The organism is Paenarthrobacter sp. NPDC056912 (genome assembly GCF_042786555.1).
GTDB lineage: Bacteria > Actinomycetota > Actinomycetes > Actinomycetales > Micrococcaceae > Arthrobacter.
In genome coordinates, this window is record NZ_JBHUCD010000010.1 from 81,161 (window position 1) to 102,364 (window position 21,204).

19 protein-coding genes are annotated in these 21,204 nt (G+C 63.3%); 8 read left to right on the forward strand and 11 right to left on the reverse strand.

Annotated features, from left to right (window positions below; all coding sequences use genetic code 11):
• Positions 1 to 2: 2 nt before the first annotated feature.
• The 3 genes from ACFRJ9_RS12590 to ACFRJ9_RS12600 are packed head-to-tail and all read right to left on the reverse strand — an operon-like array spanning position 3 to position 3,724.
• The gene (locus tag ACFRJ9_RS12590; RefSeq protein ID WP_377668259.1) at positions 3 to 1,367 is read right to left on the reverse strand and encodes a DUF1214 domain-containing protein; all 1,365 of its coding nucleotides are present in this window, start codon (positions 1,365 to 1,367) and stop codon (positions 3 to 5) included.
• A gap of 17 nt (positions 1,368 to 1,384) precedes the next feature.
• Positions 1,385 to 2,776 carry a DUF1214 domain-containing protein gene (locus ACFRJ9_RS12595; RefSeq protein ID WP_377668261.1) on the reverse strand — a complete coding sequence of 464 codons (1,392 nt, stop codon included), beginning with the start codon at positions 2,774 to 2,776 and terminating at the stop codon, positions 1,385 to 1,387.
• Positions 2,777 to 2,797: 21 nt separating this feature from the next.
• Positions 2,798 to 3,724 carry an HAD family hydrolase gene (locus tag ACFRJ9_RS12600; RefSeq protein ID WP_377668264.1) on the reverse strand — a complete coding sequence of 309 codons (927 nt, stop codon included), beginning with the start codon at positions 3,722 to 3,724 and terminating at the stop codon, positions 2,798 to 2,800.
• A gap of 352 nt (positions 3,725 to 4,076) precedes the next feature.
• Here ACFRJ9_RS12600 and ACFRJ9_RS12605 point away from each other — a divergent pair, with 352 nt between their 5' ends.
• The gene (locus tag ACFRJ9_RS12605; RefSeq protein WP_377668266.1) at positions 4,077 to 5,720 is read left to right on the forward strand and encodes a SulP family inorganic anion transporter; all 1,644 of its coding nucleotides are present in this window, start codon (positions 4,077 to 4,079) and stop codon (positions 5,718 to 5,720) included.
• Here ACFRJ9_RS12605 and ACFRJ9_RS12610 read toward each other — a convergent pair.
• From ACFRJ9_RS12610 to ACFRJ9_RS12625, 4 genes are all read right to left on the reverse strand, one after another.
• Positions 5,717 to 6,091 (reverse strand): GNAT family N-acetyltransferase, encoded by a 375-nt coding sequence (locus ACFRJ9_RS12610; RefSeq protein WP_377668269.1) that lies wholly within the window; start codon positions 6,089 to 6,091, stop codon positions 5,717 to 5,719. The genes ACFRJ9_RS12605 and ACFRJ9_RS12610 overlap by 4 nt on opposite strands.
• Positions 6,092 to 6,112: 21 nt before the next feature.
• The gene (locus tag ACFRJ9_RS12615; RefSeq protein WP_377668271.1) at positions 6,113 to 6,928 is read right to left on the reverse strand and encodes an MBL fold metallo-hydrolase; all 816 of its coding nucleotides are present in this window, start codon (positions 6,926 to 6,928) and stop codon (positions 6,113 to 6,115) included.
• Positions 6,929 to 7,017: 89 nt separating this feature from the next.
• Entirely contained in the window at positions 7,018 to 7,641 is a 624-nt protein-coding gene (locus ACFRJ9_RS12620) for an SRPBCC family protein (RefSeq protein WP_377668273.1), read from the reverse strand.
• On the reverse strand, positions 7,631 to 7,981 hold the full coding sequence (locus ACFRJ9_RS12625; RefSeq protein WP_377668275.1) for an ArsR/SmtB family transcription factor: 351 nt from the start codon (positions 7,979 to 7,981) through the stop codon (positions 7,631 to 7,633). The genes ACFRJ9_RS12620 and ACFRJ9_RS12625 overlap by 11 nt, the downstream gene beginning before the upstream one ends.
• Positions 7,982 to 8,168: 187 nt before the next feature.
• Here ACFRJ9_RS12625 and ACFRJ9_RS12630 point away from each other — a divergent pair, with 187 nt between their 5' ends.
• The 3 genes from ACFRJ9_RS12630 to ACFRJ9_RS12640 all read left to right on the forward strand — a co-directional run bounded on the left by ACFRJ9_RS12630 (position 8,169) and on the right by ACFRJ9_RS12640 (position 10,558).
• Positions 8,169 to 9,161, forward strand: coding sequence for an AraC family transcriptional regulator (locus ACFRJ9_RS12630; RefSeq protein ID WP_377668277.1), 993 nt, complete (start codon positions 8,169 to 8,171; stop codon positions 9,159 to 9,161).
• A gap of 201 nt (positions 9,162 to 9,362) precedes the next feature.
• Positions 9,363 to 9,818 (forward strand): nuclear transport factor 2 family protein, encoded by a 456-nt coding sequence (locus tag ACFRJ9_RS12635; RefSeq protein ID WP_377668280.1) that lies wholly within the window; start codon positions 9,363 to 9,365, stop codon positions 9,816 to 9,818.
• Positions 9,815 to 10,558 (forward strand): alpha/beta fold hydrolase, encoded by a 744-nt coding sequence (locus tag ACFRJ9_RS12640; RefSeq protein WP_377668283.1) that lies wholly within the window; start codon positions 9,815 to 9,817, stop codon positions 10,556 to 10,558. Before ACFRJ9_RS12635 ends, ACFRJ9_RS12640 begins: the two co-directional genes overlap by 4 nt.
• 158 nt (positions 10,559 to 10,716) lie before the next feature.
• Here the strand turns inward: ACFRJ9_RS12640 and ACFRJ9_RS12645 are convergent, their stop codons facing one another.
• Positions 10,717 to 11,496, reverse strand: coding sequence for a type 1 glutamine amidotransferase domain-containing protein (locus tag ACFRJ9_RS12645; RefSeq protein ID WP_377668286.1), 780 nt, complete (start codon positions 11,494 to 11,496; stop codon positions 10,717 to 10,719).
• Between the two features lie 262 nt (positions 11,497 to 11,758).
• On the opposite strand from ACFRJ9_RS12645, the gene ACFRJ9_RS12650 reads away from it, so the two are divergent.
• Genes ACFRJ9_RS12650 through ACFRJ9_RS12660 form a run of 3 tightly spaced genes read left to right on the forward strand, consistent with a single transcriptional unit; the run spans position 11,759 to position 16,487 of the window.
• Positions 11,759 to 12,811, forward strand: a complete 1,053-nt coding sequence (locus ACFRJ9_RS12650) for a 3-oxoacyl-ACP synthase III (RefSeq protein ID WP_377668288.1) — start codon at positions 11,759 to 11,761, stop codon at positions 12,809 to 12,811.
• Positions 12,805 to 15,501: an alpha/beta fold hydrolase gene (locus ACFRJ9_RS12655; RefSeq protein ID WP_377668291.1), complete on the forward strand. Its 2,697-nt coding sequence runs from the start codon at positions 12,805 to 12,807 to the stop codon at positions 15,499 to 15,501. Before ACFRJ9_RS12650 ends, ACFRJ9_RS12655 begins: the two co-directional genes overlap by 7 nt.
• Complete coding sequence (locus ACFRJ9_RS12660; protein ID WP_377668293.1) at positions 15,498 to 16,487, forward strand: NAD-dependent epimerase/dehydratase family protein; 990 nt, start codon at positions 15,498 to 15,500, stop codon at positions 16,485 to 16,487. The genes ACFRJ9_RS12655 and ACFRJ9_RS12660 overlap by 4 nt, the downstream gene beginning before the upstream one ends.
• A gap of 4 nt (positions 16,488 to 16,491) precedes the next feature.
• On the opposite strand, the gene ACFRJ9_RS12665 is transcribed toward ACFRJ9_RS12660, so the two are convergent.
• From ACFRJ9_RS12665 to ACFRJ9_RS12675, 3 genes are read right to left on the reverse strand one after another with little or no spacing between them, the layout of a single operon-like run.
• On the reverse strand, positions 16,492 to 16,980 hold the full coding sequence (locus ACFRJ9_RS12665) for a methyltransferase family protein (protein WP_377668295.1): 489 nt from the start codon (positions 16,978 to 16,980) through the stop codon (positions 16,492 to 16,494).
• A 46-nt stretch (positions 16,981 to 17,026) separates the two neighbouring features.
• Complete coding sequence (locus ACFRJ9_RS12670; protein ID WP_377668297.1) at positions 17,027 to 17,956, reverse strand: formylglycine-generating enzyme family protein; 930 nt, start codon at positions 17,954 to 17,956, stop codon at positions 17,027 to 17,029.
• Positions 17,953 to 19,494, reverse strand: a complete 1,542-nt coding sequence (locus ACFRJ9_RS12675) for an arylsulfatase (protein ID WP_377668300.1) — start codon at positions 19,492 to 19,494, stop codon at positions 17,953 to 17,955. Before ACFRJ9_RS12675 ends, ACFRJ9_RS12670 begins: the two co-directional genes overlap by 4 nt.
• 174 nt (positions 19,495 to 19,668) lie before the next feature.
• Between ACFRJ9_RS12675 and ACFRJ9_RS12680 the strand changes: the two genes are divergently transcribed.
• On the forward strand, positions 19,669 to 21,180 hold the full coding sequence (locus ACFRJ9_RS12680; protein ID WP_377668302.1) for a CotH kinase family protein: 1,512 nt from the start codon (positions 19,669 to 19,671) through the stop codon (positions 21,178 to 21,180).
• Positions 21,181 to 21,204 lie beyond the last annotated feature (24 nt).

The window sequence follows — 21,204 nt, forward strand, 5'->3', positions numbered from 1 at the left end:
CGTCACGCTTCTGTTTCCGATTGCCCTGCGATGCGCATGACGTCGCTGAGCGCCCATTGCTTCGTCATGACCTCCTGGCCCACACCGTAGAAACGGAACATGAGCTCAAACCGCTCGGAGTCTCCGGTCTCGATGGTGTTTGCCTCCTGGCCGGGTTCGGCATGGCGGCCGAAGTAGATGTCCACGGTGCCGTCGTCGTTGGAGGTCAGGCCGGGAGTCTGCGAGGAGACGGAGTACTTGCTGTTGCCGCGGATGAAGGCGTGGGTGTCGGCGTCGTACATCGTTACTGACCAGAACTGTGACACCGGCACGTTGGCGGGCACGCGCATTCGATACTTTCGATCGGACAGAAAGGTTTCGCCATCGCCGTCACGGAGGTCGACGAGGTAGAACTGGCCGATGCCAAGGCGCCTGATACCGATGAAAGCCATGTGATAAACCACGCCGCGGTTGAGGTACGGGTAGGCCTCGGGATGGGCGTCGAAGCCGTCCCGTTGTCCGTCCGTGAAGTCCCGCCCTGCCGGGAAGAACCACTGGCTGCCCGGGAAGAACTGCTCGAACCCTTCCTCGTAGCTTGCTTTCAGCCAGGCATGGGCCTCAGTGATGGCTTCTTGAAGCAACACGGCATCTTCGGGAGAGGGATCGAAACTTTCCCCCTTGCGAATGCCGATGCTGTTGAGCATTTCGGCGAAAGGCCGGTCGCGGGCCAGCAGGGGTTCGTCCTGGATGACGCGATGCAGGAGTTCGTAGAAGCGCAGGTCGTAGGGGATGGTGGTATCTACGATGGTGCCCTGCAGGTCGCGGGCGTGGGTTTCAGGGGGATTATCGGCCTCACTGAGCTGGTAAACCCGTATCCGGCGACACAACTCAAGACCCTTGTCCAGCGCTTCTTGGGTGCCTTCGGCCAGGACTGAGCGCAGCAGGGCGTAGCTCCGGTACGTCTCGCAGGGCAGGACGGTGTAGCCCTCTGGCACGGCTTGGTCCCATTCCGGCGGGAGGATCAGATACTTCCCGCCGCGCCCTTGGTCGACACCGAAATGGCCAACATCCTCCAGCGGAACCTGCCACAGGCTGCAGATCGAACCATTCAGGGCCTGGCCCTCGCTCTCGGCCGGGATCTCGACCACAACCGGCCCTTCGTGGGTGTCGAAGAAGGCCAGATAGTAGATGAGGTCGGGGTTCGGGGTGAGGGTCTGGTTGCGCCAATCAAGCAGCTGCGACCAGAAGACGAACTCGTTGCTGGTTCCCGAGCCCATGACCTCACGCATCAGCTCGAAGTTGACTGCAGGTATTCCCCAAATGGCGGATTCGACTGCGTGGCGGTGCCTTGCTCGGGCCTGCACATCTCTCAGTGCGTGGGTGGCCATGATAATCCCCCTACCTCTCAGTTGCTTGGTGTTTCGGGTACGAAGTCGCCAGGTTTCCAGCTTCCATCGAAAGCCTGTTCGCCGGGGCCGTAGATGCGGAAGTAGACGAACCACCCCGCGTCTGGGACGGTTTGAACCCACCGATCCTCCGAACCCGGTGGTGCCGTCGGACCGAAGTGGAGGGTGACTTCGCCACCGTCCAAGTGATGCTTGAGCTCGAAGAGGGAACGCAAAGCGGCGTTTCCCTGCCTGGTCACGATCTGGCTGCGGGTGCGGGCGTCATAAACCGTGACGGACCAAAAGAGTTTCGCCGGGACCGGCAGAGGCACGCTAAGCGAGTAGCCGTGTCCGCCGTCGAGATAGGCTCCCGCGGCGTCACGGGCACCGAACCAATAGACCGAACCTCCACCGGCCTGCCGGCGGAACATCGCCGGAGACGTGGCGATTGCCTGATAGAACCAGGTCTCCCTCGCTGTCACGTCGAGGCGCCCGTCGAGGATGAACCCGGCGTTTTCGGGCCGCAGGCTCACCCACTCCCACTGCCGGTCGTTCCAGGCCACACGGTCCGTTCGGCGGTCGGCGAGTGACTGCACCCGCATTTGCGCGTCGGCCTCCACTGCCGCCCGCGTGAGGATCGCGACCGTCCTCGCATCCGTTGGCAGCGGTTCACCGGCGCGGATGCCTAGCACGGCGAGTTCGGCCAGATGGACGCCGTCCGCTTCGACCGTGCCCTCGTCCGTGATGTACCGAACAAGGGATTTCCAGAATTCCAGTGTGCCCTGCACGTGGTTTGGACTGGTGTCCTGGGGTCCGCTTGAGAGGTCGATCCACTCCGGTTCACGCCACGCGGCGTCGGGATCAAAAGGGGTGACGCGGGTCTGCTTTATCAGTGAGATCGCTTGCTTGACATCCCCGTCAACGGGCACGGCCCGTAGCCCGGCAATGACATGCCTGGTGGATGCCCGCACCGTGATGGCGTCGTCGGCGTCGAGATCTTCCGCCCCCGGTGGGAGGACGAGGTAACGGCCGCCGTCCCCGTGATCTGCTCCGGGAATACCCAAGTCCGCCACCCAGGACTGATCGGCATTGAGGATTGCGCCGAGCATGGGTCCAGCCGGGATATCGATCAGCAACGGCCCGGCGCCAAGGTCAAGGACGACCGAACCATACGGGGTATCCGAGTTCAAAGTCAGCCCGGTCTGGGCAGGACGGGTATCCATGGTCCCGAATACCTGATTGGGCACGATGCCCACCGCGGTATTTCCGTCGAGAATCGCGAGCCCTGAGACCGCGGGAAAAAAGTGCTTGTAGCAATTGATTGCTCGAATCATGTCCGAAGCCTCGTAGGCCTTCTCAATCGTCGCGGGCGTCGGAAAGCCGCCCGGAAACGCGTACTCCTGCTCGTTCATCCTGTTCTTCCTTCGCCTTCGTTAGAGGGGAAATACCCGTGCCCAGTCGCGGGCGATACTGACGTTCGTGATGCCGCGGTCGGCCGCTGCTGCCCGGACCGATTCGGCACCCGCTTCGTAGGGTTCGTCGTCGCGCCCCACGTCGTCGTGTTGCACCAGCAGCGCAAGTGCGCCCCGGCTGCCGCCGAGGGTGTAGTCGAGCATTTGAGCGTCGCCATCGGAGTTGCCGGCCGCGAACAGCGGGCGCCGCCCGATCCTTGACCAGATACGCACCGGTTTCTCAGGGCCGTCGTCCATGAAGGCGAACGTCGAGCCGTATCTCACCTCTGCCGTTCCGGCGTCGTAATTCAGTCCCAGCGCGGAGCCGATGACCCGTTCGGGTGGGATGCCATAGCAACTCTGAACAATGGGCCGCATGAAATCCCGGTCGCTGCCGGACACCACGAAACAGGTGAAGCCGCTGGCGCCCAGGTGTCGTAAAAGTTCAATCATTGGCTGGTAGACGGTCCGGGAATACGATCGGCCGAGCGTTGGATGCTTGGCCGTCTGCATGAACCTGCTGACGGATTCCGCATATTCGGTGACGCTCACCGACGATGTCTCCTTGGTGATTGCGGCAACGACTGTTCTTAGCTCACTGTCCTGGCCCTGCGCATGGAGCGCGAAGGCGTGCTGGAGCCAGCCGAAATCATTGCGGAGGATCGAGCGGTAAGGTTCGACGTCGGCGAGGCCCGGGTCCCGTCCGGCCGCCGCCTTCCACTGCTCTACGATGTAGTGCAGTTGGGCGGGCATCGGTTTTTCGGGCCACAGGGTGCCGTCGTTGTCGAACACGGCGATGCGTTCCGGGGCAGGAACTGCCTCCGGTCCAGTCGCCACCGCATCGACGAAGCGGGTGATTGCCGACTTCGGCGAGCCCTCCCGCCACGACGGTAACGGATCCTCCGGCATGCTGATTCCTCGCTCACTGGCGTCCCCGGTGGCGACGGCCGTTGCTGTCGAAGGACCTTGGGTGGTCGCCGGTCAGGTAGCTGCTACCCCTGTTGTGTTCCATTCTCAGCCTGGCAAACTTCGCGGCGCCTCATCCGGAGGGGATGAAAGGGCTTCCGTCCGACACCAAGGTTTCCTCTTATGGTGCTGCCCGAATGCCGGCCAGGACGACGTGTGGCCGCAGGGCGCATGCCGATCACCCCGGACGGGTGATGCGTAGCCCGGCAGCCTTCGGAAGAATGACCTTCATCAACAGCAGAGGCCGGCCCCGGCCGGCCAGGTCCACCATTGCCCAACCCTGGCAGGATCCATCATGGTACGTTCGCTTGCCGGGCTGACATGGCAGAATGCAACCCGAGAGGTGCTGGCCGGGGTGACCCTGCTCGCCATCGCGGTGCCGCTCAATATCGGCTACGCGCAAATCGCCGGGCTGCCCCCGACTGCCGGACTCTACGCGCTGGTGATTCCGGCCATCATCTACACCTTGGTGGTGTCCTCGCGGCAGGTGGTCGCATCCCCTGATGCCGCCGCTGCGGCCCTCGTGGCGTCGTCGGTCGGCGGGCTGGCAATGGCAGGCAGCGCCAACTACGCGGCCATGGCCACGGCACAGGCCATCATTTCCGGGTTGCTGTTTGTGGCTGCGGCGGTCTTCAAGCTCGGGTTCCTGGCGAATTTCCTTTCGAAGCCTATCCTGGTGGGCTTCGTCGGCGGCCTCGCGCTGGACATCATGGTCTCCCAGCTCGCCAAGATGCTGGGGGTGAAGATCGACTCCGGGGGTGAATTCGTCGAAAAGATCGCCGGTCTCGTAGGCGGAATTTCGGGGCTGAACCCTTGGTCGCTGCTCATTTCCAGCGCTGCGGTCGCCATTCTGCTGGTGGGACGCCGCCTTGCCCGGACCATTCCGTGGGCACTCGTCGTCCTGGTGGCCTCAACGGCCGTGGTGGTCTCAACCGGGCTGGAGGAAGCGGGAGTTTCGGTGCTCGGACCGGTTGATTCCGGGCCGCCGGTTCTGACCTGGCCAGTGCTCGACGGCGGAACCTGGATCGCGCTGGTTCCCTCGGCGATTGCGCTGACCTTGGTCACCATGGCAGAAGGGCTGTTGGTCGCCCGGAGCTACGCCGAGAAGAACGGTTACTCCACTGTTCCGGACAGGGATGTGTTGGCTTTCGGTGCGGCAAACATCGCCGCGGGCGCCGGCGGCAGCTTCGCGGTCGGTTCTTCGACGTCCCGTACCGCGGCCATGGACCAATCAGGCTCCCGCACCCAGCTGCCAACCCTTGTCGCGGCCACGGGCACCTTTCTGCTGTTGCTATTCGGTACGGCGCTGCTTGAGCACATTCCTTCGCCCGCGATCGGGGCAGTGGTGGGGGTGGCCATCCTGCCGCTACTGGGTGTCCGCGACTTCGGGATGCTGTGGAAACGCGACCACTTCGAGTTCGCCATCGGCGCCGCTTGCTTCATCGCTACGCTGTTCATCGGTGCGATCCCCGGCATCCTCATTTCGTTTGTTCTCGCACTCATCAACCTCGCCAAGCGGGCCGCGAATCCGCCCATCGATGTTCTCGCCTCCGATGGCAGCCCCCAGTCCTCGCTCGTTGACACGGCGCAGGTCGGAGCCACAACCGCTCCAGGGGTTCTTGTCCTCCGGATTGCCGCGCCCCTGTTCTTTGCCAACAGCGCCTTCTTTGCCGACACGGTCAAGCAAACGATCGCCGACGTGCGGGCGGATGAGGTGAAACACCTGATTCTCGACCTCGAAGCGGTCACTGACGTGGATGTCACGGCCGCTGAGACTTTTGAGTCCCTCAAGCTCTGGCTTGATGACCACCACATCACCTTGTCCTTCAGCCGTGCCAGGCCCGGCATAATTGACCGGATGCGCGGCCTCGGCATCCTTGCCAATGAGGCCGTCCATCCCACCAACCGGGCCGCTCTGGACGCCGTCGCAGACAACTAGGAGGCGGTATTGATCCAGTAGCGGCGCTTGCCGTTGCGGCTGTCGTCGTAGATGCCGCCGTTCTTTTCGATGGTCGCCCGGGAGCCGGCGTTGCTTTCGTGGCACGTGATGAGAACACGAGCAATGCCAAGGTCCCGGGCAATGTGCAGGGCATCGGCCAGTGCCTTCGCTGCATGACCACGTCGCCTGGCGGAGGGCCTCACGCTGTAGCCGATGTGGCCTCCCTCATTGAGGAGGTACTCATGGAGTTCGTGCCTGATGGCCAGCGAACCGATGAAGGTTTCACCATCGACGATCCACAGATAAGTGCGTGGGACGCGGCCAGCCTTGCGCGGGCTTTCGGGCCGGGCGTCGACGATGAGGCGAGGCATCACAAGATCCTACGTGAGGGGTCAGCGTTCTTCTTGCTTCCGCTGTGCGAGCCGTTGGAGTTGCCAGTTGTGCACATCGGGCAGCCATTCCAGCGTGGCCGCCGGGCCGACGCGGGGATCCTCTGTCACACCACGGTCCCGTACGTCGAGCACGTAGGCGAGATCCTGGGTGATCCGGGCTCGTAATTCCCCGGCTTCGCCCACGGAGCCGTGCCCCGGGATGACCACCTTGACGTCGTCGGCCACTGTCTCGAACAGCCGCAACGCGGCGAGGTAGTCTTCCAGCGGCTCTGCGGCGTCGAGGTCGAGGAACGGCATCAGGAGGTCAGAGAGCATGTCGCCGGCAACGAGGACACCTCGCTCCTTGATCAACAACGCCGCGTGGCCCGGGGCATGGGCGCGATGCTCAAGGATCCGTATTGCGGGTCCATCCCACGGAATCTCCGCCGTTTCGGCGGGCAGGCCGGTAATGTGGCCGAGCAGTTCCATCGGGATTTCTTCGGCGTATTCCGGCGGCAGCCCTTCTGCGACGCGGGCTTTCCAGTCCGCCAGCGACAATACCTCGTGAATCGAGGCCGCACACCGGGCGGTACCGAAGCGGGGCGGGTCTCCGAAGCTCGCGTGCCAGAGCACGTGGTCCCAGTCAGGGTGCGTAGAGAACCCTGCCACGACGCGCTGGCCCATCGCTCGAAGGTCATCTGCGAGGTCCGCCATTTCGGCAGACGTGATGCCTGGATCAATGAGCAACACGCCATCCGTGCCCTGTATAACAACGGAATTGCTCTGGATGAACTCGCTCTCGTGAACCAGGACGCCCTCAGCGACTTCCTTGAGCATGAGATACCTCCCGCTTGTGGTGTGGAACCGCTAGTCGAGACCGTATTAGCCGGCAGCAGGGGATGGCAAGACCCGCCGGGGAGGCCGGGTTAGGCCTCCGGTGTGAATTGTGCCGATGCTGCCGCAACGCCTCCGGCGATCTGACCGGACGTTGCCGTTCCGGAAAGTTCGACGGTCTGCGTCCACTGCTCGATTGAGCCGCGGTTGAATTCAACAACCTCGGGGGAGTTCGCCATCTTCAGTGGGTCTTCCACGACTTCTCCCCGCAAGTACAGTCCAAGCCCAAGCATGGCTCCATCCCATCCCGGGCCCACGAACAGTGCGCCGGCACCGCTTCCGGCCATTGCCAACGGGACTGTGTGCCTGAGCTCTACGGTGGTCTTTCCGTCGTTTTCGATAAGTGTCACATCAACGACACTTTCAGGACCGCCAAACGTGACCTGCAGTATGGCTGGTGGTTCGCAGCGCCGAATCTCACCACCGGCGTTGCCTTCGAGTTGATAGCTTCCGCCCTGCCGGAGGTCTCCGGTGATGGGATAAAACCAGCGCGGCAACCGCTCCGGATCGGTCAAGGCGGACCAGACATCCTCCGGGTCTGCGTCGTAAGCCCGGCTTACGGTGACCGACACTGTTTCCGCGTCCTGGTCCTTGGCTACGGTCCGGTGAATTTTTGCGAGTTCTTCAAGCATGTCGAACATGTGATCATTCCTCATCTGTTGAATCTTTTGCGCGGCGATCCCGCCGCCCTCTGGCCAGTTCGGTGCCGAGCGCGTCCAGGCGTTGGGTCCAGAAGTCGCGAAATGGCTGAAGCCATTGGTCAATGTCTTGGAGCGGCGCGGCTTCGACGGCGTACAGCCTGCGGGTTCCTATGGCGGTCACGCGGACGAAGCCGCTCTCCCGCAGTACCCGCAGATGCTGCGAAACACCCGGTTGGGAAATGCCGAACTCATCCCGGATGGCGGTGAACAGATCACCTGAGGATTGCTCCTGGTCAACCAGCAGTTCGAGGATCCGACGCCGGACGGGGTCGCCTAATACGTCAAAAGCGTGCACAATCCGCAAAGTATCAAAGACTGCTTATATAAGTCAATACTTAAATATAGAATCGCCCAATCGTCACTGGACGCGGATTGGCTCGCCGGGATACAACGGCTATTGCGCCAGGACGCGAATCGTCGGGCGCGAGGGCCATCCGCTGCGGCGAGCCCGGCGCTATTCTGAGTAAGGAGGAGGTGCGGCCATGTCCATTGAGGAAGTGGCTGAACTGGTGCGCGGGCACGGAACCTCATTGCTCAGCGCGTCAGGCGATACGGATGCTGTTGTAGAGGCGTGCGCGTCGGCCCTTCGGCCACATCTGTTGCGCGTCCGCGATCGCGACGATCACCTTTCTGCGCAGCTGGACCATATGCCGAACGGTGCCCTCGATCTGAGCCGTCTCTTCTACGGGGCTGATGTGACCATCTCGGAACTGACACCCGAGCAAGAGGACTTCATCGTCGCCCTGCCGTTGGCCGGGCAGGCACGATTCTCCTACGGTCAATCGGCAGCCGTACTCCAGCCCGGCACTATGGCCGTCGTCAGCCCCTACAGGGGGTTCACTCTTGAAATCGGCCGCGAGTTCGACCAGTTGCTCATCCGGCTGGACCGCAGGCGCGTGGAAGTCGCTGCTGCCGCCTTGGTTGGGGCAACGGAGGCCGCGCCCGTCCATTTCGGGCTTGCGGGTCGGATCAGTCCAGGAATCGTGGGCCTTATGCACGCAGCGATTCAGCTCTCGACCGACGCGAACGTGAGTCGAACTCCACGGCTGGCCTACCAGATTGAGGACCTGCTCACGGAGGCCCTTTTGCTGGGGTACCCGAGCAACCTCAGCAAACGCCTTGCCGTGTCCTATGAGCCGCCGTCCACGGACCGTGTTGCCATGGCCATGGAGTACATGATCGCGAACCTATCGGGACCCTTCCCCCTTTCGGCCGTCGCGTCGTACTGCGGCGTGACTCCTCGGAGCCTGCAGTCCGGTTTTCAGCGTGAAGTCGGAATGTCGCCAGGGGAGTGGCTCCGTGGTCAGCGACTCGATCGAGCCTTTGCGCAGCTGTCCGTCGCGGACCGGGCAGAGACCACCGTAGCGGCGATCGCTTTTGGCTGCGGGTTCCCGCATTTGGGAGATTTCGCCGCAAGGTTCAAGCGCAGGTTCGGTCAATCGCCCTCCGCCGTGCTGCGTTCGCCACACCGGTAGGGACACTCCTGCCGCTTGATGGGCAGTGACTTCGCAAACTCGCTATAGGTGTTTCGCATAGGCGGTAGAAGCCGCCGCCGTGGGTGAGCAGACTTGGAAACACGGGAATGGCCCGGTTCCGGCCCGGTCGAGCATAGGCGCTCGATCACGCGGCCTGGTTGCCTGCGCCAAGCCCCCACAACACCCACCAAGGAGAATCCCATGCCTTTTTCTGTTGAAGACAAGCTTGCAATCGTCGAGCTATCGAACGCGCAAATGCGCTCCCTCGACAACCACGATGTTGACGCCTGGGTGGAAGCCTGGGTTCCGGACGGAAAGTTCATTGCCACCTACGGCACCTTTGCCGGACACGCGGCAATTCGTGAATTCATTGAAGGGCACATCAAGGCAGGCAAGGAGGATGGCGCCCGCCACCTGATGACAAACTACGTCGTCGACGGCGACGGCGACACCGGCACCATCACGTGCGCTGTCACGAAACTGCAAGTGGACGAACCGCCATTCATCATCGCTTCAGGCATTTACCACGACGTCGTGGTCCGCACCGAGGGCGGCTGGCGCTTCGAGTCGCGTCGACTCGATATTGACCGTGGTGTCTTCGCCCGGGCTGAGCTGCAAATGGCGGCTGCGAATGCCGGGAACGGAGCCGTCAAGTGACTGGACTGGCAACGGAGCGCTGGGGAGCATCGGGACCGAGAGTAGTGATGGTCCACGGCAGCCTGAGTTCTGCCGCCACAGCCTTCGCTGAGCAAAAAGTACTGGCGGACAGGTTTCAGATCATTGCGCCGTACCGTCGGGGGTACAGCCCCAGTCCCCGGGTTGAACGGATAGACCCGGATCGGGACGCCCAGGAGATTGTCGAACTGCTCGGGGACGGCGCACACCTGCTCGGAACGTCGATGGGCGGGGTGGTGGCCATGCGGGCTGCGGCACTGGCCCCGGAGAAGATCCTCTCACTTACTGTGATCGAGCCGCCGGCAATGCCCAACGGAGCCGGTCGCCCAGCAGCCGACCAGCTCATCACAGCCCTGCGTGGATACTTTGGTGCCGCGGACACGAACGACCTTGAAACCTTTGCCGCAGGTTTTTTGGGCGTGCTCGGTGTCGATCTGCAGCTGCCCTCCCCGCTACCCCCGGCACTGGAGGAAGCCATCCGTAACCTGACCACCGAGCGTCCTTGGGAGACTGGTGCTCCGGCGGAGGTCCTGGCCCGGACTCCGTTCCCCAAGTTGGTTGTTACCGGCGGAGGAACTCCAGGCTTTGAGGACGTAGCAGACGCCCTGGCAGAGACGCTCCCCGCCAAACGTGTCCTCTTCGACGGCAGCCCCCACGCCGTGCAGCGGATTGGACAGCGCTTCAACGACGAGCTGATTGCACATTTCGAATCGGCCTCCTGAACAGCGCGAGGTGCTGGGGTGGAACTGCACCGCTCCAGCACCTCGCGCTGCCGCAAACACCGCGCCTGAACGCCGTGCCAGGGACCCGCCTCCTCCGTTGACTGAACAGGCAATCGATCAGTTGAGGTGGCGGCCGTCAGTTCCACGACCTATTGGAGTCAGTGCTCTGTTTCTGCCGCTGCCTTCTTCTTGGCGGTCTTCTCGGCGTCCTTTTCGGCGCGCAACGCCTCCGCTTCGTGCTGTTCCTCGGCTTTTTCCTGATGAATGACTGCCGCGAACAGTTTCTCCATTTCCTTGGCCACTCCGGCCGCTGAGGCCGGGTTCTGGCCGGTCACCAGCCGTTCGTCCACCACCACCATCTCTTCAAAGACGCCGGCCGAGACATGGGTGGCACCTTGTTCCTCCAGCCTGTCTGCCAGGAAGAACGGGATGACTTTGTCTTTCCCCGCAGCTACCTCCTCGTCATTGGTGAACGCGGCCACATCCCGGCCCTGGACCAAGCGGAACCCGTTCGCCAATTCCACGTTCAGCAGTCCCGCCGGTCCGTGGCAGACAGCGCCCACCAGCCCGCCGGCGTCGTAGACGCTGGCCACGAGTTTTTGCAGGCCTTCGCTGTCCGGGAAGTCCCACATGGTGCCATGGCCTCCCACGAGGTAGACGGCGTCATATTGTTCGGGGTCAACCACCTCCACGCGGGCAGTGTTGTAGAGCCCTGCCCGGGTGGCTTCATCCTGGGTGAAGGCAACCTGGATCGGGTCATGGGAGTCCACGTCGTCGCGCGGGGGTTGGCCGCCCCGGATGGACGCGAAGTCAACGAAATGCCCGGAATCCTTAAAGACCTTCCACGGATGTGCGGCCTCGGCCACGTTGTAGCCGGTCTTCTCTCCCGTATCGCCGATCTCGGAAACGCTGGTCAGTACCATGAGGATTTTCTTCATGAAGTGCTCCTATCGTCCAACTTCCACACTACGCCCAGCCCGTTTTGCCGGGCTCGTGGAGCTGGACGGCCCCACCCTGTCCGGTCGGCTGTCGGAAATCACGGAGGGAGGACCGTTAGAATTTGCACAGCATACGAACCAATTCAAACCACAGTGTTGCGTTTCTAACACAGTGGCACGGGGTGAAAATATGCAGAATCCGGGTTCACACCGGCATAGTTAAGCACTTGGGCTTGCACTGATGGGTACAGTCGCCACGTGAATGCAGGACAGAAACGAAGAGGGGCTTGACTTGGCAGGGAATGCGACCTTCCGGCACAGGAACACCGCGTTGCTCTCGGTGAGCAGTGTCGAGGCTCCGAGGATCGTGAGTTCCACGGATTTCGACCGTCGATTGGCGTCCACCCTTCAGCGCCTGAAGTTCCCGCCGCGGCTTCTTGAGCGCGTTGCGGGCATCACGCATCGCCGATGGTGGGCCGCCGGGACATCTTTTGATGATGCAGCCGTCGAGGCAGGTGCCAAAGCCCTGGCAGAGGCTGGCGTCGAAGCCTCCCAGGTAGGCCTCCTGATCAACACCTCGGTCACGAGGCGTAACCTGGAACCGTCCGTGGCGGTAAAGATCCACCATGAACTTGGCCTGCCGTCATCCGCCATGAACTTCGACCTCGCCAACGCCTGCCTCGGATTCGTGAACGGCCTCATCCTGGCCGCCAACATGATCGATTCCGGCCAGATCAAGTACGCGGTGATCGTCAACGGCGAGGACGCCCAAGCTACCCAGGAAGCCACGCTGGCACGGTTGCAACGGCCCGAGACTACACGTGAAGACTTCAACCGGGAGTTCGCCACCCTCACTCTTGGATCCGGGGCGGCCGCAGCCGTCCTGGGCCCTGCGGGAGAGCACCCTGGGGCGCACAGGCTTGTCGGCGGTGTAATGCGTGCCGGTACGGAACACCACGAGTTGTGCGTGGGAGGCGTCGATGGCATGACCACCGACACGAAGGGCCTGCTCGACGGCGGACTCCGCCTGGTCGTCGAGGCTTGGCACGAAGCCCAGCCGGAGTGGGACTGGGCCGCAATGGACCGCTATGTCACGCACCAGGTCAGCAATGCCTACACGCAGGCGATCATCGATGCCATTGACTTGGACCCCGAGAAAGTTCCGATCACTTTCCCGCACTGGGGCAACGTAGGTCCTGCGTCACTGCCTATGACACTTGCGGCCGAAGCGCAGTCCCTGACCTCCGGCGACCGGGTCTTGTGCATGGGGGTTGGTTCCGGGCTGAACGCAGGGATGGTGGAGATCGTTTGGTAGCCACCCAGTGGCCCGGGGTGGATCCGGAATGGTCCCGGACTGTTGACGTGACGTCGACGTCCGCGGTGGATCCGCCGGGCACAGTTCGCCAGTGGCACATTTTGGACAACGGCGCCCAACTTGCCAGCCGTGGCCTGGTTCCCGCGGGCACACTGCTGTGTGTTCATGGAAATCCCACGTGGTCATATTTGTGGCGGACTCTCTTGGCCGCTGGATCCAGCCCGGCCCACCCGTGGCGCGTTGTGGCCGTGGACCAACTGGACATGGGCTACTCGGAGCGCAGCGGAACATTCCGGCGCCTTGCGGACCGGATCAACGACTTAGCTGACCTGACGGATGAATTGGGCCTGGATGGTCCCGTGGTTACCGTGGGCCATGACTGGGGCGGCCTCATCAGCCTGGGCTGGGCGTTGGCGCATCCGCAGCTCGTTACCGGAGTTGTGCTGACGAACACAGCCGTCCACCAGCCCTCCGATGCGGCCATCCCATCGGCACTGCGGCTGGCGTTGCACCCCGCCGTGCGCCGGTGGGGAACCACGACGTCCGACGCCTTTCTGCGCGTGACGCATTCGCTGGCGCAGCCCCGGTTGTCCGCCGACGTCCGGGAGGCCTACATGGCCCCGTACCGCGGAGCCGGGCGCCGGACGGGCGTGGGAAACTTCGTCGCGGATATTCCGGCAGATGCTTCCCACCCCAGCTTCCTGGCACGCGAATCAGTCGCCGAAGGGCTGCGTGGGTTGAAGGTCCCCACTTTGATGCTGTGGGGTCCCAAGGATCCGATCTTTTCGGACAGGTACCTCAAAGACCTCATCAACAGGGTTCCGCACGCCGACGTGCATCGTTTCGAGGGCGCCGGACATCTTCTGGCTGAAGACTGCGACATTGCCACGGCCGTTTTCCAGTGGCTCGCCGAGCACGGCGGCGCCAGCGGAGGTGTTTCCACGGCACCTGAAGCGACAACCACTGGTGGAGATGGACAAACCTCCACGGCCGAGCCGGAGTCCGCGGGATTCCGGCCGATCTGGGATGCACTCGGCGAGCTGGCCACCGGCCCAAGCAAAGACGGCACCGCCGTGGTGGAAATGGCTGCCGATGGCAAAGCCGGCCGCTCGCTCAGCTGGCAGGAACTGAATCGGAACATTCTTGACCTCGCCGCGGGCCTGAAGGAGGCCGGCGTCGGGAGCGGCAGCCGGGTGAGCCTCATGGTTACACCAGGAGTGGACCTGACCGTAGCCCTCTACGCCTGTTTGCGGCTGGGCGCAGTAGTGGTCGTGGCGGACGCAGGGCTGGGAACCAAGGGCCTGAGCCGCGCCGTGAAGGGCGCAACCGCGGACTTCCTCATAGGAATCGACAAAGCGCTGATGGCTGCCTCGGTGTTCGGCTGGCCGGGACGACGCATCAGCGTACGGGACCTCGCTGCCGGTCGACGTCGAATGCTGGGAGTCGAAACGTCACTGACCACTTTGGCGAGACGAGGCGCCGGAAGCGATTCGGTGCGGCCAATGGAGGCCGTGGACCCTTCGGCTCCCGCCGCCGTCCTTTTTACCTCCGGTTCCACGGGTCCAGCCAAGGGTGTGCTCTACACGCACCGGCAGTTGGTCGGAATGCGGGATACCCTGGCCGAAACTTTCGGGATCCGGTCCGGTGCCAGGCTAGTGGCGGGCTTCGCCCCCTTCGCGCTGCTGGGGCCGGCGCTGGGAGCGGTGTCGGTGACGCCTGCCATGGACGTTACTGCGCCCCGCACGCTGACTGCCCGCGCACTGGCGGACGCCGTGGCGGCCATCGACGCCTCGGTGGTTTTCGCCTCGCCTGCGGCCTTGCGCAACGTCCTTGCCACCCACAATGAATTGCCTGCGGACGGTCACACAGCCCTGGCAGGTGTGCAGCTGCTCCTGTCTGCCGGCGCACCGATCCCGGAACCGCTGCTGGCCGACGTGCAGCGGTTACTGCCCCGTGCATCCCTGCGCACTCCCTACGGAATGACCGAGGCGCTGCCGGTTACAGACATCAGCCTCGAAGAAATCCAGGCCGCTGACGCCGAAGCGGCTGCCGGCACGGTCAACGGAGCAGGCAATGGCGTGTGCGTGGGCAAGCCCGTACACGGGGCCAGCGTGGCCGTGGCCGCGTTGGCTGCGGACGGCTCCGCACATGGGTCCCAAGCCGTAGTGGAACCTGGGGTAACCGGCGAGATTCTGGTCAGAGCTCCACACGTCAAGGAAGCCTACGACAGGCTGTGGCTGACGCAGCGCGAAAGCGTCAGTCTTCCCGGCTGGCACCGCACCGGGGACGTGGGGCACTTCGACGCCGCCGGTCGGCTCTGGGTGGAAGGACGACTCGCCCACGTCGTGACATCTCCCGGAGCTGTGGTGACACCTGTCGGAGCCGAGCAGGCCATCGAACGCTTGGACTGTATCCGGTTGGCCGCTGTCGCGGGCGTTGGACCGGCGGGCACTCAGGCCGTCGTCGCCGTCGTCGAGACCGTACCTCCGGCACGTAAAGCAGGTCCTGCCGGGCCGCAGGTGGCCGGGCGCGTCCGCCGCGCAGCCCTCGACGCCGGAGTAAAAGTCTCCGCGGTCCTCGCAGTCCCGGCACTGCCGACCGATATCCGGCACAATGCCAAGATCGACCGGACCCGACTGTCCAGCTGGGCTTCACGGGTGCTTGCCGGGGGTCGCGTGGGACAGCCGTGAGGGTGCTCGTCACCGGCGCAAGCGGGTTGCTCGGGCGCGAAGTTGCGCGGCTCTTGCTCAGCCAGGGCCATACCGTGGCGACTTTCCAGCGCCGCCCTTCAGGAGTCGACGGCGTCACGGACTTCTGCGGGTCAGTCACGGACGAGTCCGCACTCCGGAAAGCCGTAAAAGGCTCGGAGGGCATCATCCACCTGGCGGCGAAAGTTTCGTTTACGGGCCGTGCCGCGGAGTTCCACCAAGTGAACGTCGAAGGAACGCGCCGACTCCTCCATTCCGCCCATGCGGCCGGGGTGCGGGACGTGGTGTTCGTCTCGTCGCCGTCGGTGGCGAACTCAGGCAGCGCGATTGTCGGGTTGGGTGCCGGGCCTGCCGACCCGGCCCATGCGCACGGCAGCTACTCGCGAACCAAAGCCGAGGCTGAGCTGCTGGCGCTGGCGGCGGACGCTCCCGAATTCCGGGTCGCCGCGGTGCGCCCCCACATTGTCTGGGGGCCGGGCGACACGCAACTGGTGGAGCGGGTCCTGGAACGTGCCGGGCGCAAGCGCCTGCCGCTTCTCGACTCCGGCGCAGCCCTGATCGACACCACTTACGTCGACAACGCCGCGTCGGCTATCGTCGCAGCGTTGCACCGCATGGAATACGTCCACGGCAAGGCCTTGGTGGTGAGCAACGGCGAGCCACGCCCGATCGGCGAGCTGCTGGCGGGCATTTGCGCGGCGGGAGGCGTGCCGGCGCCGTCGTGGACGGTGCCTGGCGCAGTAGCTAGGGTGGCGGGTGCGGTGGTGGAAAAGGCATGGATCTTGGCCGGTCGGAAAGAGGAGCCGCCTATGACACAGTTCCTCGCCGAACAGCTCTCCACCGCGCATTGGTTCGATCAGCGCGAAACCCACAAGCTCCTCGACTGGGCGCCGGTCGTTTCACTAGACGACGGGCTGGCGAAGCTGGCTGAGCACTATGGCGGTTACGGACTATTGTCTGACCGCTGAGGGGTCAACCTCTTCGCTCCCCGGGAGCCCCTTCCTGCCACGGCGTGAGCCGCGGCCACCATCCCGGGACGTTGCGCCGGTAGTCGAGATACTGCTCACCGTAGGTACTGGTAAGGGTCGGCTCCTCGTACCCCTTGACGAAGGCCAGGACCGTCACGAAGGTGACCACGGCATAGAGCAGGAGCCCTTTGCTTCCGCACAGCAGCGCCTGGCCCAGGATGATCGTGAGCACGGCGAGGTACATCGGATTGCGGACGAATCGGTAGACCCCTGCCACGACCAGCGTCTCCGTCGGGGCGACGGGGGCCGGCGTTCCACGATGCAGGGCGAACAGGGCGAAGGCATACAGGAGGAACGCAGCGCCTACGCCGATTGCCAGTATGGCCATCGGCACCACGAACCACGCGGTGCCGCCCCAGTCGAACCACCGCCAGCCTGAGATCAGCCACGGAATGAGGCCCGCCACCACCCCGGGGGCGAGGAAGAGGAACACGACTGTTCCCGCCCACGCACGTGCGCGCGAACCAGGGCGCCCGGCTTCACCGGGCAGCGCATCGGAACCCAACGTGGCTCATCCCTGTGTCGATCATCTGTGGACGCCGGGCAGCGGGCCTGTACCGCAGGCAGTAGCTGTCGGCGCAAAGGAACGAGCCGCCTTTGACGACTTTCCGGGGGACTGGTGCCTGCCGCGGGTCCAGGCTCGCGTTGCGGTCACCGCCACGGGGATCCACGGGAGCACAGCATCCTGAAGCGGCTTCGTGTTGTTGATACCAGTCGCTGGTCCATTCCCACACATTGCCCGCCATGTCGTAGAGCCCGTACCCGTTTGGCGGGAAGGACCCCACCGCAGCGGTGGAACCGTAGCCACGGCTGGCCCGCCATGGGAATTCACCGTGCCAGTAGTTCGCAAGCGGCGCGCCGGGGGTCTCCGGCTCGTCGCCCCAAGTAAACCGTGCACGGTCAAGGCCGCCCCGGGCAGCGAACTCCCACTCAGCCTCGGTGGGAAGCCGGTGGCCAGCCCAATCGGCGTAGGCCTCCGCGTCCTCATACGCTACATGCACCACCGGGTGGTCTGCCCGGTCGGCGATGGACGTGCCGGGTCCGAAAGGACGCCTCCAGTTCGCACCCGGCGTCCATGCCCACCACTGGCTGAGGTGGGCAAGGTTCACAGGGCCGGATGTTCCAGTGAAAACCATCGATCCGGGGACGAGGTTCTCTGGCGGGGCGCCCGGAAACATCGCCGGATCGAGGGGCCGTTCCGCGATGGTTCGGTAGCCTGTCTCGCGAACGAATGCAGCGAACTCGCTGTTGGTGACTGCTGTTGTGCTGATCCGGAAGTCACCCACGCGTACCGGGTGCGCGGGTGCCTCCTCCGGATAGTGCTCATCCGAACCCATCGTGAACTGGCCGCCGCTGATGGCCACGAACCCCTCGGCGCCGGCGTCCTGCGGGAATGAAGCCAGGTTCAATCGCCTCCCGCCAAGAATGTCTGCAGCTTCTCCACGGCCTGGTCGATGCTGAAGCTCGCCGCACGCTGACGGGGCGGGAACTCTTTGAACGTGGCCAGGAACTGCGTCATCAGTGCCGTTGCGGCAAGGGCGAGGTAGTCGTTTTCGAAGAACCAGTCGAAGTAGGTGTTCGAGGTAACGTCGGCCCTTTCAAAGGGGTCCGTGCGCAGGTTGAACAGTTTGGGAACCCGTAGTTGCACGAAGGGTTCGAACCACACCTGAAGGGTGCCCTGGACCCGTTGCTCCATGAAGACGACTTTCCAGTTGTCGAAGCGCAACGCAAGGACATCGCCGTCGTCGGAGAAGTACACCAGGCCTTTGCGTGGGCTCTCGTCGACCTCTCCGGTCAGGTAGGGCAACAGGTTGTAGCCGTCAATGTGGACTTTGTAGGTACGGTCACCGAGTTCCTTGCCCTGTTTGAGCTCATCAACAGTAGTGGTGTCGCCGGCGACGGCCAGGAAGGTGGGCAGCCAGTCGTGGTGCTGGATGATCTCATTCGATACCACCCCCGCAGGAATGTGGCCGGGCCACCGGATCACCTCGGGGACACGGAATGCGCCCTCCCAGTTGGTGTTCTTCTCGCTCCGGAACGGCGTCATGCCGCCGTCGGGCCAAGTGTTCATGTGCGGGCCGTTGTCCGTGGAGTAAATCACGATGGTGTCCTCGGCAATGCCCAACTCATCGAGCTGGTCCAGCAGGTTACCCACAAGCTTGTCGTGATCGATCATGGTGTCGTGATACTCCGACTGCCAGCGGCCTGCCTGCCCAATGCTCTCAGGCTTCGCGTGCGTACGGAAATGCATGTGCGTGGTGTTCATCCAGACGAAGAAGGGCTCGCCGCTTTCATGTGATCGCCCGATGAAGTCCTTCGCTGCGGCGGCGAACTCATCGTCGACGGTCTCCATGCGTTTCTTGGTGAGGGGCCCTGTATCTTCAATGCGCTGCCGGCCCCGTCGGCCGAAACGACCGTCCTCTGTATCGTCCTCTGTGTCGCTTGCCCAGGAGTGAATGACTCCGCGGGGACGGGCCATTTCGTTGAATTCGGGGAAGTCTTCCGGGCTCGGCCAATTGGCGGACTCGGGTTCCTCCTCCGCATTCAGATGATAAAGATTGCCGTAGAACTCATCGAATCCGTGCACGGTGGGCAGGAACTCGTTCTTGTCACCCAGGTGGTTCTTCCCGAATTGTCCGGTGACATAACCGTGAGGCTTGAGGACCTCGGCGATGGTGGGGTCCTCGGCACGCAGCCCGAGGTCGGCCCCGGGCACTCCGACTTTGCTGAGGCCAGTACGGAACACGCTCTGGCCGGTGATGAATGACGATCGCCCGGCGGTGCAGCTTTGTTCGCCGTATGAGTCAGTGAACCGCATGCCTTCCTCGGCAATACGGTCGATATTTGGTGTGCGGTAACCCATGAGTCCGTCGCTGTAGCAACTCAGGTTGGTGATGCCAATGTCATCTCCCCAAATGACCAGAATGTTCGGCTTCCCCTTAGGCATTATTTTCCCTCCCAGGGCCGGCCTATTGCCCGGATGGCACCAACACAAAGCCATGCCCCTGTGCCGGTCATCCTAGTGAGGTTGCTTTGCGGTTGAAAGGCTTTCCCTTTTTCGACTGGAGACAGCCGGTTTCCTCAGTCTGACTCCACGGGGACGGCACACATACGTGCAACATTGAGCAGGCACAGCGTCCGCACAGCTGCGGTGGGAATCGTTGAAAGGACTATTCCCGAGCTTGAAAGCAGCACGCTCATGCGACGCTCCCACGTCACCTTCTTGTCTTCGTCCCTTGTCGTTTTCGCCCTCACCCTGACCGGATGCGGCGTTGGGGAGGCGACGAACTCCTCGGATGCCGGGGCTGCCACCAGCAGTAGTGCGGCCACAGCAGCGGAGGCGGCCAACGCCGGAAGCGACACCACGACGGCGGGGTCCGCACTTTTCGCCGATGGCGCCTCCCACGCAGTCAGCATCGAATGGGACAAAGCTGCCTATGCGTCGATGATCGCGGCCTATGAAGCAGACGGCTCCAAGGAATGGATCAAGGCAGACATCACGATCGATGGAACTCTCGTGTCAGGTATCGGCGTGCGGCTCAAGGGCAACTCGACGTTGCGAAGCTTGTCCGGTGACGGCGGGGGAGGGCCGGGCGGGGCTGCGGGAACTTTATCCGGCATTTCCTCGGATGTGCCCGAATCCCTGCCCCTGCTCATCGACTTCGACAAGTATGTTGACGGGCAGACGTACCAGGGATTGACACAGCTGTCGCTGCGTCCGGGTTCGCCGGTTCTGAACGAGGCTTTGGCATTGGCCCTCACGGAGGCAAGCGGACAGCCCACGCAGCGCTATGCCTACACCACGTATTCCGTGAACGGCAGCGCCACCCAGACTCGGCTGCTGGTTGAAAACCCGGACGAAAACTACGCGGATTCCCTCCTCGACCATGACGGTGTCCTTTACAAAGCCGACGCCGAGTCCAGCTTCACCTACCAGGGAGATGACCTGGCAACCTACGAGGAACAATTCAAGCAGCTCAATGCCAAGGACACCGAAGATCTTCAACCTATCGTCGATTTCCTCAAGTGGCTTTCCGAGGCCAGTGACGAGGAATTCGACGCCGGGTTGGGCGACCGTGTGGATGTGGATTCCTTCGCACGCTACGCGGCCACCATGAATTTGCTGGTCAACGGCGACGACATGGCCGGTCCCGGGCAGAACTACTACCTCTGGTACGACCTCGAAACGCAGAAGATCTCCATCGTTTCCTGGGATTTGAACCTCGCCATGACAGGAAACGCCACGGCTTCTCCTGATGATCAAGTCTCCATTGGCGGAGGCGGAGGGATGCAAGGACCTGCAGCGAACGACGGCGGAGCAGCACCCCGTGGGCTGGCCGGCCCGCCCACGACGGAAGCAGGCGGAGGCGGGCTGGCAGGCGGTGGGAAGGGTGGCAACGCACTCAAGGAGCGATTCCTGGCCTCGGCTGCGTTCCAACCGTTGTACGACAAAGCCTATGCGGCACTGTACGAGCAGTTGTATGCCAGTGGGGCCGCCATGGACCTTTTGGAAGAAATCGCGGCCACTGTGCCTGTCAGCGATGGATTGAGCCAGGAGGCTCTCTCGGAACAAACGGACAAGCTCCGCACTTTCGTGCAGGAACGTACCGAGGCACTCCAGGGGCAAGTCTAGGGAGCCTGCGCCTCGTCATGGATT